The 14851-nt window shown below is 69.4% G+C and carries 12 protein-coding genes; all 12 read right to left on the reverse strand.

Annotated features, from left to right (window positions below; genetic code table 11):
• Positions 1-117: 117 nt before the first annotated feature.
• The 12 genes from nuoN to DFJ67_RS08570 are packed head-to-tail and all read right to left on the reverse strand — an operon-like array spanning position 118 to position 14807.
• The gene (gene nuoN / locus DFJ67_RS08515; RefSeq protein WP_116067376.1) at positions 118-1680 is read right to left on the reverse strand and encodes an NADH-quinone oxidoreductase subunit NuoN; all 1563 of its coding nucleotides are present in this window, start codon (positions 1678-1680) and stop codon (positions 118-120) included.
• Positions 1677-3212: an NADH-quinone oxidoreductase subunit M gene (locus tag DFJ67_RS08520; protein WP_116067377.1), complete on the reverse strand. Its 1536-nt coding sequence runs from the start codon at positions 3210-3212 to the stop codon at positions 1677-1679. The genes nuoN and DFJ67_RS08520 overlap by 4 nt, the downstream gene beginning before the upstream one ends.
• Positions 3213-3214: 2 nt before the next feature.
• A complete protein-coding gene (gene nuoL, locus DFJ67_RS08525) occupies positions 3215-5134 on the reverse strand; it encodes an NADH-quinone oxidoreductase subunit L (RefSeq protein WP_116067378.1) in 1920 nt (639 codons plus the stop codon).
• 13 nt (positions 5135-5147) lie between these two features.
• Positions 5148-5447, reverse strand: coding sequence for an NADH-quinone oxidoreductase subunit NuoK (nuoK, locus tag DFJ67_RS08530; RefSeq protein WP_116067379.1), 300 nt, complete (start codon positions 5445-5447; stop codon positions 5148-5150).
• Positions 5444-6205, reverse strand: a complete 762-nt coding sequence (locus DFJ67_RS08535) for an NADH-quinone oxidoreductase subunit J (protein WP_116067380.1) — start codon at positions 6203-6205, stop codon at positions 5444-5446. The genes nuoK and DFJ67_RS08535 overlap by 4 nt, the downstream gene beginning before the upstream one ends.
• The gene (gene nuoI / locus DFJ67_RS08540; protein ID WP_116067381.1) at positions 6202-6783 is read right to left on the reverse strand and encodes an NADH-quinone oxidoreductase subunit NuoI; all 582 of its coding nucleotides are present in this window, start codon (positions 6781-6783) and stop codon (positions 6202-6204) included. Before nuoI ends, DFJ67_RS08535 begins: the two co-directional genes overlap by 4 nt.
• Before the next feature lies 1 nt (position 6784).
• Positions 6785-8173, reverse strand: coding sequence for an NADH-quinone oxidoreductase subunit NuoH (gene nuoH, locus DFJ67_RS08545; protein WP_116067382.1), 1389 nt, complete (start codon positions 8171-8173; stop codon positions 6785-6787).
• Positions 8170-10608, reverse strand: a complete 2439-nt coding sequence (locus DFJ67_RS08550) for an NADH-quinone oxidoreductase subunit G (protein ID WP_116067383.1) — start codon at positions 10606-10608, stop codon at positions 8170-8172. The genes nuoH and DFJ67_RS08550 overlap by 4 nt, the downstream gene beginning before the upstream one ends.
• Entirely contained in the window at positions 10608-11927 is a 1320-nt protein-coding gene (nuoF, locus tag DFJ67_RS08555) for an NADH-quinone oxidoreductase subunit NuoF (protein ID WP_116067384.1), read from the reverse strand. Before nuoF ends, DFJ67_RS08550 begins: the two co-directional genes overlap by 1 nt.
• Positions 11924-12754: an NADH-quinone oxidoreductase subunit NuoE gene (gene nuoE / locus DFJ67_RS08560; protein ID WP_116067385.1), complete on the reverse strand. Its 831-nt coding sequence runs from the start codon at positions 12752-12754 to the stop codon at positions 11924-11926. The genes nuoF and nuoE overlap by 4 nt, the downstream gene beginning before the upstream one ends.
• On the reverse strand, positions 12751-14079 hold the full coding sequence (locus DFJ67_RS08565; protein WP_116067386.1) for an NADH-quinone oxidoreductase subunit D: 1329 nt from the start codon (positions 14077-14079) through the stop codon (positions 12751-12753). The genes nuoE and DFJ67_RS08565 overlap by 4 nt, the downstream gene beginning before the upstream one ends.
• Positions 14076-14807 (reverse strand): NADH-quinone oxidoreductase subunit C, encoded by a 732-nt coding sequence (locus DFJ67_RS08570; protein ID WP_116075902.1) that lies wholly within the window; start codon positions 14805-14807, stop codon positions 14076-14078. Before DFJ67_RS08570 ends, DFJ67_RS08565 begins: the two co-directional genes overlap by 4 nt.
• Positions 14808-14851 lie beyond the last annotated feature (44 nt).

Here is a 14851-nt window from a genome sequence, read left to right on the forward strand (position 1 = left end):
CCCCACGTAACCCACGATGCCACACCACGAAATCGACTCAGCGCGGGGATAGGCCGAACAACCACCGGAAATGCCGGATGGGGGCCGCCGTAGCGACCCCCATCCGGCAAACCTCAGCTATCGGATGAACTGCCCAGCCGTGTCAGACAGGTTGAGCAGCGGCGCAGGTGCCACACCGAGCACCAGCGTGGCGGCCACGCCGATCACCAGGGAGGCGGCGGTGAGGGCGCCCGGGACGGCGATCGTCGGGGTCGACTCGCCCGGCTCGGAGAGCCACATCATGACCACCACGCGCAGGTAGGGGAACGCGAGGATCATGCTGGTGATCACGCCGGCGATGACCAGCCAGGTCTGCCCGCCTTCGAGGGCCGCACCGAACACCGCGAACTTGCTGATGAAGCCGCTGGTGAGCGGGATGCCGGCGAACGCAAGCAGGATGAAGGTGAAGACACCCGCGAACACCGGCGACCGGCGGCCCAGGCCCGCCCAGCGGGACAGGTGGGTCGCCTCCCCGTCGGCGTCGCGCACCAGCGTCACCACCGCGAACGCGGCGATCACCGTGAAGCCGTAGGCGACCAGGTAGAACATCGAGCTGGAGATGCCGGCGCGACCGCCGGCCAGGACACCGACCAGCAGGTAGCCGGCGTTGGCGATCGACGAGTAGGCGAGCAGCCGCTTGAGGTCGGTCTGTGTCACCGAGAGCACCGCGCCGACCAGCATGGTCAGGATCGCGACCGCGCCGATGACCGGGGTGAAGTCCCACTTGGCGCCGTCGAACGCGACGTAGAGGATCCGCAGCAGGGCACCGAACGCGGCGACCTTGGTGCAGGCCGCCATGAAGGCGGTGACCGGGGTCGGCGCGCCCTGGTAGACGTCGGGGGTCCAGACGTGGAACGGGGCCGCGGCGGCCTTGAAGAGCAGGCCGATCGAGATCATCGCCAGGCCGCCGAAGAGCAGCGCGCGGTTGGCGGGCGACGCGGTCGCGGCCGAGTGGATGGTGGCGAAGTCGACGCCACCGGCCTGCCGGCCCGGCGCCGCCTGCACCGACGCGGTGAAGCCGTAGACCAGCGCGACACCGAACAGGAAGAACGCCGAGGCGTACGCGCCGAGCATGAAGTATTTGAGCGCGGCTTCCTGGCTGACCAGCCGCCGCCGGCGGGCCAGCGCGCACATCAGGTAGAGGGGCAGCGACAGCACCTCGAGCGCGATGAACATGGTCAGCAGGTCGTTGGCCGAGACGAAGAGCATCATGCCGCCGACCGCGAACATGGCCAGCGGGTAGACCTCGGTCGCGCCGTCGGCGTGTGCGGCCTGCCGGCGGTCGTCGTCGGAGCCGACCGTGATCGCCGCCTGGGCGACGAACGGGCCGCCCTTCTCCAGCGCCCGCTCGCCGATCAGCAGCACCGCCATGACGGCGAGCACGACGATCGAGCCCTGTAGGAACAGCGCGGGGCCGTCGACCGCGATCGCCTGGCCGGCGGTCACCAGCCGGGTGTCGGCCTGGGTGATCAGGACCACCAGGGCCGCGACCAGACCGGCCAGCGCGACCACGAGCTGGGTCAGGTAGCGCCAGCGCTTCGGCACGAAGGCCTCGACGAGCACACCGAGCGCCGCCGCACCGAACACGATGAGCATCGGCGCGATCGCGGCGTACGCGATGTGCGGGAAGTTGATCGTCATTTGACTGCTGCCTCCGAGGTGGTGCCGGAGATGGGCGCCGGATCCGACTTGCCCACGTCTTGCATCGTGGCCTGGACGGCGGGGTTGATCACGTCAGTAACCGGCTTCGGGTAGAAGCCGAGGAACAGGAGCAGCAGGATCAGTGGTGCGACCACGACCTTCTCCCGCACGCTCAGGTCACGCCGCATCGCCGGCACTTCGGTCAGGGCCGGGTTGAGGGTGCCCTGCGTGGTCCGCTGGACCATCCACAGCACGTAGGCGGCCGCGAGGATGATGCCGACGGTCGCGATCACCGCCACCGGCTTGTTGACGGTGAACGTGCCGATCAGCACCAGGAACTCGGAGACGAACGGCGCGGTCCCGGGCAGGGCCAGCGAGGCCAGACCGGCGAAGAACAGCACGCCGGCCAGCACCGGCACCAGCTTGCCGGCGCCGCCGAAGTCGCGGATGTTCGACGAGTTGCGGCGGGCGACCAGCATGCCGACGACCAGGAAGAGCAGGCCGGTGGCCAGGCCGTGGTTGAGCATGTAGAGCACGGCGCCGGTGCCGGCCTGGGTGGTGAACGCGAAGATGCCCACGCCGATGAAGCCGAAGTGCGCGATCGACGTGTAGGACACCAGCCGCTTGAGGTCGTTTTGCCCGATGGCCAGCAGCGCGGCGTAGATGATGCCGATCACCGCCAGCGCGATCGCCCACGGCGCGAACCAGCGCGACGCCTCCGGGAACAGCGGGAGGCAATAGCGCAGGATGCCGAAGGTGCCGACCTTGTCGAGCACGCCGACCAGCAGCGCCGCGGCGCCGGCCGGAGCGGCACCACCGGCGTCGGGCAGCCAGGTGTGGAACGGGAAGAACGGCGCCTTGATCGCGAAGGCGATGAAGAAGCCGAGGAACAGCCAGCGCCCGGTGTTGGTGGCGAAGTCGCTGCTGGTCAGGGCCACCCAGTCGAAGGTGTGCCCGCCGACCACCCACAGGCCGATCACGGCGGCCAGCATGAACAGGCCGCCGACCAGCGAGTAGAGGAAGAACTTCACGGCCGCGTACTGCCGCTGGTGTCCGCCGAAGCTGCCGATGAGGAAGTACATCGGGACGAGCATGACCTCGAAGAACACGTAGAACAGGAAGACGTCGGCGGCCGCGAAGACGCCGATCATCGTGCACTCGAGCACCAGCAGCAGCGCGAAGTAGGTCGGGATGCTGCGCCGGCTCTTGTCGGCGTCGTGCCACGAGGCCAGGATCACCAGCGGCACGAGCACCGTGATCAGCATCAGCATGACCAGCGCGATGCCGTCGACCGCGAAGGTGAACCGGGCGTCCCAGGTCGGGATCCACTGGTAGGACTCGCGGAGCTGGAGCCGGTCGCCGCCCGCGTTGAAGGCGATCCACATGACCACCGACAGCGCGAACACCACCAGCGACGACGCCAGGGCGACGATCTTGGCGACCTCGGGCCGGCTGCGCGGCAGGCACCAGACGACGATCGCGCCGAGAAGCGGCAACCCCGTCAGCACCGAGAGGTACGGGAAGTCCTGCATCGCTAGCTCAGCCATCCCATCTGCACGGCGACGAACGCGGCGACCACGAGCAGTGCGCCGGTCAACATGGACATCGCATACGACCGGACGAAGCCGGTCTGCAACCGGCGCAACCGGCCGGAGCCGCCGCCGACCGCGGCCGCGAGGCCGTTGACCGCGCCGTCGATGCCCCGGTTGTCGAGGAAGACGAGCGCGCGGGTCAGGAAGATGCCGGGCTTCTCGAAGACGATCTCGTTGAAGGCGTCGGCGTAGAGGTTGCGGCGGGCGGCCGTGACGACCACGCCGGCCGGCTGCTCGGCCAGCGCGGTGCCGCGCCGGAAGAGCAGGTATCCCAGGCCGATGCCGGCGAACGTGAGCACCAGCGAGAGCGCGGTGATCACCCCGTGCGACATGACCGGTTCGAGATCGTGCGCCTCAGCCGGCAGCGGCGGCTCGAGCCACTTCGCGACCGGGGTGGCCATCAGACCACCGGCGACGGCGGAGCCGATCGCGAGCAGCACCAGCGGCCCGACCATGATCGGTGGCGACTCGTGTGGGTGCTCGATGTCGTCGGTCCAGCGCTTCGGGCCGAGGAAGGTGAGCACCCAGAGCCGGGTCATGTAGAACGCGGTCAGCCCCGCGCCGAGCAGCGCGGCCCAGCCGTAGAGCCAGGCGGTCCAGCCGTCGCGCTCGAAGGCGGCGACGATGATCGGCTCCTTGGTGAAGAAGCCGGAGAACCCGGGGAAGCCGACGATCGCGAGCCAGCCCGCGGTGAACGTGGCGAACGTCCACGGCATCAGCTTCCACAGGCCACCGAACCGGCGGATGTTGACCTGGTCCTTCATGCCGTGCATGACGGAACCGGCGCCGAGGAACATGTTGGCCTTGAAGAAGCCGTGCGCGAGCAGGTGGATGATCGCCAGCGCGTACGCGCCGCCGCCCAGGCCCACGCCGAGGAACATGTAGCCGATCTGGGAGACCGTCGACCAGGCCAGCACGCGCTTGATGTCGTCTTTGGCCGCGCCGATGATGCAGCCGATCAGCAACGTCAGCGCACCGACGCTGACCACGACGGTCTGTAGCACCTCGTTGGCCGAGAAGATCGCGTTGGAGCGGGCGATCAGGTAGACGCCCGCGGTGACCATCGTCGCCGCGTGGATCAGGGCGGAGACCGGGGTCGGGCCCTCCATCGCGTCGGGCAACCACGCCTGGAGCGGGAACTGGCCGGACTTGCCGGTCGCGCCGAGCAGGAGCAGCAGGCCGAGCAGCAGGACCACCGTCGACGACAGCCCGCCGACGCCGTTGAACACGTCGGCGTAGTTGGTCGAGCCGAGGTAGGCGAACATCGTGAAGATCGCGATGACCAGGCCGGCGTCGCCGACGCGGTTCATCAGGAACGCCTTCTTGCCCGCGGTCGCTGCCGCCGGCCGGGTGTACCAGAACGAGATCAGCAGGTAGGACGCCAGGCCGACGCCTTCCCAGCCGAGGTAGAGCATCACGTAGTTGTTGCCGAGGACCAGCAACAGCATCGCGGCGGCGAACAGGTTGAAGTAGCCGAAGAAGGTGTGCCGGCGCTCGTCGTGCGCCATGTAGCCGACCGCGTAGAGGTGGATCAGGAAACCCACACCCGTGATCAGCAGGCAGAAGACCGCGGCCAGCGGGTCGAACAGCAGACCGATGTCAACCTTGAGGTTGCCGACGTTGATGAACTCCCACAGGTTGCGCTCCACCGCCCGGTTGGGCTGGTCGCGCAGCGAGAAGAAGTAGATCAGCGTCAGCACGAACGAGGCACCGATTGCCGCGGTGCCGAGCCAGTGCGAGAACTTCGCGCCTCGGCGCCCGAGCAGCAGGATGACCGCCGCGCTCACCAGCGGGATGGCGATGAGCAGCCATACGCTGCCCAGTACGCCCGTCGCGTGGGCGTACTCGATCGTCTGTTCCACGAATGCGGCCCCTCTAGTACTTCAGCAGGTTCGCGTCGTCGACGCTCGCCGACCGTCGCGTGCGGAAGATCGTCATGATGATCGCCAGACCGACCACGACCTCTGCGGCAGCGACGACCATGACGAAGAACGCGATGATCTGCCCGTTGAGATTGCCGTTGATCCGGCTGAACGTGACCAGTGCCAGGTTGGCCGAGTTGAGCATCAGCTCGATGCACATGAACAGCACGATCGCGTTGCGGCGGATCAGCACCCCGACCGCACCGATCGTGAACAGGATGCCGGCCAGCACCAGGTAGTAGCTCGGGTTCATTTCTCGGTGCCCTTCGGCGCGGTCTCGCGCGGGCTGAGCTCACGCGTCGGGAGGATCTCGGGAATGCTGCGCACGCTGAGCGAGCCGTCTGGCAGGCGCGCCGGCGTGGCGACCGAGTCTGAGGTGGCGTAGACGCCCGGGCCCGGTGCGGGCGCCGGGTAGTTGCCGGGCCGGAACCGCTGCTTCATGATCTCGGGCTGGCCCGGCCGCTCGCTCTTCGGCTTGTGGATGTGCGCCAGCACCATCGCGCCGACCGCCGCCGTGATCAGCAGTGCGGAGGTCACTTCGAACGCGAACACGTAGTTCGTGAACAGCAGCGCCGCGATGCCCTGCACGTTGCCGTTGCGGTTGGCCTCGACCAGGCCGACCGCGTCGGTGTCGCCGACCGCGCGGGCCAGCAGCGTGCCGACGAGCCCGGCGAAGCCGAGGCCGACCAGGATGGCGGCCACCCGCTGCCCGCGCAGTGTCTCGATCAGCGAGTCGGACGCGTCGCGGCCGACCAGCATCAGCACGAACAGGAACAGCATCATGATCGCGCCGGTGTAGACGATGATCTGCGCCAGGCCGATGAACGGGCCCGCCTGCACGACGTAGAAGACGCCCAGGCAGAGCATGGTCAGCACCAGGAAGAGCGCCGAGTGGACGGCGTTGCGCGCCGCCACCATGCCGATCGCGCCGAGCAGCGCGAGCGGGGCGAGGACCCAGAAGGTGACCGCCTCGCCGGTGGTGACGGTCGCCGCGAGCGCGACAGTCGTCATGATGCTTCTCCCGTCGCGTCCTTCGTGCCGGTCTCGGACCACGGCGCCTTCTCCGCGCCGGCCGAGGTGCCGGGGTTGGTGAGCGCGCCGACGTAGTAGTCCTTCTCGGTCTCGCCCAGCCGCATCGGGTGCGGCGGCTGCTCCATGCCCTGGAGCAGCGGTGCCAGGAGCTGCTCCTTGGTGAAGATCAGGTCCTGGCGGGAGTCGCGGGCGAGCTCGTATTCGTTGCTCATCGTCAGCGACCGCGTCGGGCACGCCTCGATGCACAGCCCGCAGAAGATGCACCGGGCGTAGTTGATCTGGTAGATGCTGGCGTAGCGCTCACCGGGCGAGAAACGCTGCTCGTCGGTGTTGTCGCCACCCTCGACGTAGATCGCGTCGGCGGGGCAGGCCCAGGCGCACAGCTCGCACCCGATGCACTTCTCCAGCCCGTCCGGGTGCCGGTTGAGGATGTGGCGGCCGTGGTAGCGCGGTGCCGCCGGTGCCGGCTCGAACGGGTAGTCCGTCGTCACGATCTTGCGGAACATGTGCGAGAACGTGACGCCGAAGCCCTTGAACGTGCCCGTGATGGCGCCCATCTCAGCCTTCCTTCTCTTCGGTCGGGGTAGCGTCGATGACGGCTGCCGGACCACCGCCCACATTGGCCGGCTGTCGTTCGGCCACCCCACGCCGGGCCCGCGGGCTCGGCGGCACGACCAGGTCCATCGGCGGGAGCGGGAAGCTGCCCTGCGGCCGCTGGTCGACCTGCTCCTGCAAGGTGACGTCGGGCCGCCGCTTGCGGTCGGGCCAGAGCAGCGCGATCAGCAGGATGACGACCAGGGCGCCGCCGATGATGCTCCAGCGCACCGCCTGGCTGTCTTCCTTCTGGAGCACCCGGATGCCGGCCAGGGCGAGGATCCAGACCAGGTTGATCGGCAGCAGCACCCGCCAGCCGAGCCGCATGAATTGGTCGTAGCGCAGCCGGGGCAGCGTGCCGCGGAGCCAGACGAAGACGAAGACCAGCAGGATCACCTTGGCGAAGAACCAGATCAGGCCGAACCAACCCTCGTTGGCACCGGACCAGATGCTGATCGGCCAGGGCGCTCGCCACCCACCGAGGAACAGCGTCGTGGCGACCGCGGAGACGGTCACCATGTTGACGTATTCGGCGAGCATGAACAGCGCGAACTTGAGCGAGCTGTATTCGGTCATGAAGCCGGCGACCAGTTCGGACTCCGCCTCGGGCAGGTCGAACGGCGCGCGGTTGGTCTCACCGACGGCGGAGATCGCGTAGATGATGAAGCTGGGCAGCAGCAGGATGGCGTACCAGCCCGGCGCGAACAGGTCGAAGCCGCCGAGCGAGACGCTGCGGTCGCTGCCGGCCTGCGCGGCCACGATGCCACTGGTCGACATGGTGCCGGCGGTCATGAAGACCGCGACGATCGACAGACCCATGGCGACCTCGTACGAGATCATCTGGGCACTCGACCGCAGGCCACCGAGCAGCGGGTAGGTCGAGCCGGAGGCCCAGCCGCCGAGCACGATGCCGTAGATGCCCATCGACGACGCGGCCAGGATCACCAGCACCGCCACCGGCACGTCGGTGACCTGAAGCGGCGTCTGGTGGCCGAACATGCTCACCATCGGGCCGAACGGGATGACGGCCAGCGCGGTCACCGCGCAGATGACCGAGATGGTCGGCGCGAAGAAGTAGACGACCTTGTCGGCGGCCTTCGGGAGGATGTCTTCCTTGAAGGCCATCTTCAGGCCGTCGGCCAGCGTCTGGAGCAGGCCGAGTGGGCCGACCTGGTTGGGGCCGGGCCGCACCTGCATGAAGCCGACGACGCGCCGCTCGAACCACACGCCGAGCAGTGTCGCGAGCACCGCGAAGACGAACGCGACAACGATCTTGATGAGCGCGATCCACCAGGGATCGTGCCCGAAGTCGGACAGCGTCGGGTCCTGCGCGAGGTAGACCGCAGGCGTCATCGAGCCCCTCCAGCCGAGATCGAGACGATCGCGCCCGAGGTGACACCCAGCGTCCGCCGGGTGGTCGCGCCGGGCGAGTTGGTCGGCAGCCAGACGACGCCGGCCGGCATCTCAGTGATCATCGCCGGCAGGGTGACCGCGCCGCGGCCCGTGCCGACCGTGACCGCGTCACCGTCGGCGACGCCGATGGTCTCGGCGGTCGCCTTGTCGAGCCGGACCACCGGCGGGCGGGCCGTGCCGGCCAGCTCCTCGTCGCCGTCGAGCAGGCTGCCCAGGTCGATGAGCTGGTGCCAGGTCGCCAGCACCGCCTCGCCCTCGGCCGGCTCGACCACGTCGGCCGGCTCGTGCGCCGGCGCCTGCGGGCGGTCGGCCCGGGTCACCGGCAGGCTGCCCAGCTCGCGGCGGACGATGTTGACGTCGCCGGTGCCGAGCGTGACGTCGAGGGCGGCGGCGAGCGCGTCGAGCACCCGGCCGTCGTTCATCGCGTCGGTGTGCAGCACCGTCTCGAAGGTGCGCAGCCGGCCCTCCCAGTCGAGGAAGCTGCCCGCCTTCTCGGCGACCGGAGCGACCGGGAAGACCACGTTGGCGCGGCGGCTGACCGCGCTGCGCCGGACCTCGAGGCTGACCAGGAACGGCACCGTGTCGAGGGCCTGCTCGGCCAGCCGCGGGTCGGTCAGGTCGGCGGGGTCGACGCCGGCGACCACGAGGGCGCCGAGCCGGCCGCCGGCGGCCGCCACGATCATCGCGTCGGTGTCGCGGCCGGGCTGGCTCGGGATGACCCCGGCCGCCAGGTCCCAGGCGCCGGCCAGCTCGGCCCGCGCCGCCGCGTCGGTGGTGAGGCGGCCGCCCGGGAGCAGGTTGGGCAGGCAGCCGGCGTCGACGGCACCGCGGTCACCCGCGCGCCGCGGCACCCAGGCCAGCTTCGCGCCGGTGCGCGCCGCCAGCGCCGCGGCGGCCGACAGGCCACCGGGCACCGAGGCGAGCCGCTCACCGACGAGCAGCAGCGCACCCGGCGCCTTGAGCGCCTCGGCGACCACGTCGTGCTCGGCGAGCACGCGGGCCTCCTCGCCCGGGATGATCCGCGCGACCTTGGCGCCGAGCTTCTCCAGCCCGCGGGTCACGTAGGGCGAGAGGGCGTAGATCGGCAGCTTGCGCTTGGTGAACTGCTTGCGCAGGCGGAGGAAGAGGATCGGCGCCTCTTCTTCCGGCTCCAGACCGACGATGACCACGGCCGGCGCCTTGTCGACGTCGGCGTAGGTGACCTCGGTGGTGCCGACCACGGAGGAGGCCAGGAACTCGGTCTCCTCGGCCGACTGCGGCCGGGCCCGGAAGTCGATGTCGTTGGTGCCAAGGGCGACGCGGGCGAACTTGGCGTAGGCGTAGGCGTCTTCGACGGTAAGCCGGCCGCCGGTCAGCACGCCGACCCCGTGCGCACCGTCGCGGGCCGCGCGCAGCCCCTCGGCGGCGACGCTGAGCGCCTCGCTCCAGGACGCCTCGCGCAGCTCACCGGTGTCGGCGTCGCGGACGAGCGGGGTGGTCAGCCGGTCGGTGGCGGTCGCGTAGCGGAAGCCCCAGCGGCCCTTGTCGCAGTTCCACTCTTCGTTGACGGCCGGGTCGTCGCCGGCCAGCCGGCGCAGCACCTTGCCGCGGCGGTGGTCGGTGCGCTGCGCGCAACCAGCGGAGCAGTGCTCGCAGACCGACGGGCTCGACACGAGATCGAACGGGCGGGAGCGGAACCGGTATTGCGCGCCGGTCAGTGCGCCGACCGGGCAGATCTGCACCGTGTTGCCGCTGAAGTAGGAGTTGAACGGCACGTCACCGGCGGAATCGTCGCCGGCGTCACCGTCGTACACCTCGTCGCGGTAGACGTTGATCTCTTCGTTGCTGCTTCTGTTCATCAGGTCGATGAACTTGTCGCCGGCGATCTCCTCCGAGAACCGGGTGCAGCGCTGGCAGAGCACGCACCGCTCGCGGTCGAGCAGCACCTGCGAGGAGATGTTGATCGGCTTCGGGTATTCGCGCTTGTGCTCGTGGAACCGGGTCTCGGCGCGGCCGGTCGACATCGCCTGGTTCTGGAGCGGGCACTCGCCGCCCTTGTCGCACATCGGGCAGTCGAGCGGGTGGTTGATCAGGAGCAGCTCCATGATGCCCTCTTGCGCCTTCTTGGCGACCGGGGAGCTGAGCTGGGTCTTGACCACCATGCCGTCGGCGACCGCCTGGGTGCACGAGGCGACCGGCTTGCGCTGCCCCTCGACCTCGACCAGGCACTGCCGGCAGGCGCCCGCGGGCGCCAGCAGTGGGTGGTCGCAGAACCGCGGGATCGCGATGCCGAGTTGCTCGGCAACCCGGATCAGCAGCGTGCCCTTCGGCGCGGTCACCTCGACGCCGTCGATGGTCAGGGTGACCTCGTCGGCCTTCTTCGCTACGTCGGTCATCAGTGCGCCCCCACGAGAGCCTTGTCGGACAGCCGCGGAGCCGTCCGGCCCTCGATGTAGTCGAGGTAGTCCTGCTTGAAGTACTGCAACGAGGACGTCACCGGGCTCGTCGCGCCGTCGCCCAGGCCGCAGAAGGACCGGCCCAGGATGTTGTCACAGGTGTCGAGCAGCGTGTCGAGATCTTCGTGGGTGCCCTGGCCGGACAGGATCCGCTGGTAGACCCGGACCATCCAGTAGTTGCCCTCGCGGCACGGTGTGCACTTGCCGCACGACTCGTGGTGATAGAACTCGAGCCACCGGTAGGTCGCGTAGACCGGGCAGTCCTGGTCGGAGAAGATCTGCGTCGCCGTGGTGCCCAGGATGCTGCCGGCACCCGCCACGCCCTCGAAGTCGAGCGGCACGTCCAGGTGGTCGGCCGTCAGCAGCGGGGTCGACGAGCCGCCCGGGGTCCAGAAGCGGAGCTGGTGGCCGGGCTGCATGCCGCCGGCCAGCTCGATCAGCTCGCGCAGCGTGATGCCCATCGAGCACTCGAACTGGCCCGGGTTGTTGATCCGGCCGGACAGCGAGTAGATCATCGGGCCCGACGACTTCTCGGTGCCCATCGACCGCCACCAGTCGGCCCCGCCCAGCACGATGTAGGGCACGCTGGAGATGGTGCCGACGTTGTTGACCACCGTCGGCGAGGCGTAGAGGCCGTGCGTCGCCGGGAACGGCGGGCGCAGCCGCGGCTGGCCGCGGAACCCCTCGAGCGAGTCGAGCAGCGCGGTCTCTTCGCCGCAGATGTAGGCGCCGGCGCCGCTGTGCACGACGACGTCGAGGTTGTAGCCCGAGCCGAGGATGTCGCGGCCGATGTAGCCCTTGTCGTAGGCCTCGACCACCGCGTTGCGCAGCCGGCGCGCGGCGTGCACGGCCTCGCCACGGATGTAGATGTAGGCCCGCTCGGCGCGGATCGCGTAGCTGGCGATGATCACGCCCTCGATCAGCGAGTGCGGGTCGTGGGTCATCAGCGGCAGGTCTTTGCAGGTGCCCGGCTCGCCCTCGTCGGCGTTGACGACGAGGTAGTGCGGCTTGCCGTCGCCCTGCGGGATGAAGCCCCACTTGAGGCCGGTCGGGAAGCCGGCGCCGCCGCGCCCGCGCAGGCCCGAGTCCTTGATGAGCTGGATCAGGTCGTCGGGGTGGGCCTTGAGCGCCTTCTTGAGCGCCGCGTAGCCGTCGAGCTGCTCGTAGGTCTTCAGCGTCCAGGCCTCCGGCGAGAGCCAGCGCTTGGTCAGGACCGGGGTGAGCTTCTCGAGAACTTCCCGCCGAGGAGTGGTGGTCACTTGTTCGCCTCCTTGGCGCCGCGGAGGTTGCTCTCCTGCGGCTTCGACGCGTCGCCGGCCGGCTTGGCGTCGCTGGCCGGCTTGTTGGCCGCCGAACCTGCCTGCGCCGCCGGCTTCGCCGCGCCCGCGTCGTCTTTCTTCTTGATCGGGGTGTCCGGGTCGAAGCCGGCCACCGCGATGCCGTGCTGCTGCGCGAGCTGGAGGCCGCGCAGCGTCGGGTCGCCCGCGACGCCGTCGGCGACCGCCTCGGCCCGGGTGTCCGGGAAGCCGGCGAGCTGCAGCGACATCTCCTTGAGCGTGCAGAGCCGGGCGCCGCGGCTGGGCTGCGGGCGGTTGCCCCGGCGCAGCTCCTCGACCAGCTCGACGGTGCTCTCCGGTGTCACGTTGTCGAAGAAGTCGTAGTTGACGGTCACGACCGGGCCGTAGTCGCAGGCCGCCAGGCACTCGGCGTGCTCGAGCGTGATCGTGCCGTCGGCAGTGGTCTCGTCGTGGCCGACGCCGAGGTGCTCGCTGACCGTGTCGTAGACCTGCTGGCCGCCGAGCACGTTGCACATCGTGTTGGTGCAGACGCTGACCAGGAAGTCACCGGTCGGGCGACGCTTGTACATCGTGTAGAACGACGCGACGGCGCCCACCTGGGCCTTGTTGATGCCCAGGACCTCGGCGCAGAACTCCACGCCGGCCGGGGAGACGTGCCCCTCGACCGACTGCACCAGGTGCAGCAGCGGGAGCAGGGCGGACCGGGCGCGGTCGGCCGGGTAACGGGCCAGGATCTCCCGGGCCCGCTGCCGGATCTCCTCGTCGAAGACCGTCGTTGGCGTCGTCATCGGTCACACCCACCCATCACCGGGTCCAGCGAGGCGCCGCCGGCGATGACGTCGGCGATCAGGCCGCCCTCCGCCATCGCTGGAAGCGCTTGCAGGTTCACGAAGCTGGGCTCGCGGAAGTGCACCCGGTAGGGCCGGGTGCCGCCGTCGGACACCGCGTGGGCGCCCAACTCCCCGCGCGGGCCCTCGATCGCCACGTAGACCTGGCCGGGCGGCACCCGGAAGCCTTCGGTGACGAGCTTGAAGTGGTGGATCAGCGACTCCATCGACTGACCCATGATCTTGGCGACGTGCTCCAGCGAGTTGCCGAGGCCGTCGGTGCCGATCGCGAGCTGCGCCGGCCAGGCGATCTTCTTGTCGTGCACCATGATCGGGCCGGGCCGGAGCCGGTCGAGGCACTGCTCGATCAGCTTGAGCGACTCGCGGATCTCGGCGAGCCGGACCTGGTAGCGACCCCACACGTCGGCGTCGTTCGAGGTCGGCACGTCGAACTCGTAGGTGTCGTAGCCGCAGTAGGGCATCGTCTTGCGCAGGTCCCACGGCAGGCCGGCCGACCGCAGCACCGGGCCGGTGACACCGAGCGCGACGCAGGCGGTCACGTCGAGCACCGCGACGCCCTGGGTGCGCTCGGTCCAGATCGGCTGGCCGGAGAGCAGGTCCTCATACTCCTTGAGCCGCTTGGGCATCATGGTGAGGAACTCGCGGATCTTCTTGACCGCGCTGTCCGGCACGTCTTGCGCCACGCCGCCCGGTCGCACGTAGGCCATGTTCATCCGCAGGCCGGAGACCATCTCGAAGATCTCGAGGATGTATTCGCGCTCGCGGAAGCCGTACAACATGATCGAGATGGCGCCCAGCTCCATGCCGGTGGTGGCCAGCCAGACCAGGTGCGACGAGATCCGGTTGAGCTCCATCATCAGCACCCGGATGGTGGTGGCCCGCTCGGTGATCTGGTCTTCGATCCCGAGCAGCTTCTCCACCGCGAGGCTGTAGGCGGTCTCGTTGAAGATCGGCGAGAGGTAGTCCATCCGGGTCACGAACGTCGTGCCCTGCACCCAGTTGCGGTATTCGATGCTCTTCTCGATGCCGGTGTGCAGGTAGCCGACGACCGATCGCAGGTCGCGGACCGTCTCACCCTCGAGTTCGAGGATCAGCCGCAGCACGCCGTGTGTCGACGGGTGCTGCGGACCCATGTTGACGATGATGCGTTCGTCGCTGACCGGGTCGGTGCCGCTGACAACGGTGTCCCAGTCGCCGCCGGTAACGGTGAAGACCTTGCCCTCGGACGTCTCGCGCTCGGTGGCGTAAGTCGGGTTGGTGGTCACTGGTAGCTCCTCCGCCGGTCCGGCGCGGGGATCTCGGCGCCCTTGTATTCGACCGGGACCCCGCCGAGCGGGTAGTCCTTGCGCTGCGGGTGGCCTTCCCAGTCGTCCGGCATGAGGATCCGGGTCAGAGCGGGGTGGCCGTCGAAGATGACGCCGAACATGTCGTAGGTTTCCCGCTCCTGCCAGTCGGCGGTCGGGTAGACGTGGGTGACCGACGGCACGTGCGGGTGCTCGACGCCGACCGCGACCTCGAGCCGCACCCGGCGCCGGTAGGTCATCGACGCGAGGTGGTAGGTCACGTGCAGCCGGCGCTCGTCGGCACCGAGATAGTCCACAGCGGACACCGACGAGCACAGCTCGAAGCGCAGCGACTCGTCGTCGCGCATGGTGCGGCAGACCTCGGCGATCCGCTTGGGCTTGACGTGCAGCGTCAGCTCGTTGCGGTCGACGACCACCTTCTCGATGGCGTCGTCGAGACCCGGGAAGGCTTCTTCGAGCGAGTCGTAGACCTCGTCGAAGTAGCTGCCGTAGGGCCGCTCGCTGCCGCCGCCACCGACCCGCCGGCGGACCAGGCCGCCGAAGCCGGAGGTGTCACCGGAGCCGGAGATGCCGAACATGCCGCGACCAGCCACAGAGGACGGAGGCAGCTCGGCCGGCGCACCGGTCGTCGCACCCACCGGAGTGGCCTGCACGGGCACACCCCCACCGGGCTTGGCGCTCGGCGGCACCTGGTCCTTCGGCTGGGTCACCGGATCCTTGTCGGGCGTCGTGG

Source organism: Asanoa ferruginea, assembly GCF_003387075.1.
In the GTDB taxonomy this organism is placed as follows: Bacteria; Actinomycetota; Actinomycetes; order Mycobacteriales; family Micromonosporaceae; genus Asanoa; species Asanoa ferruginea.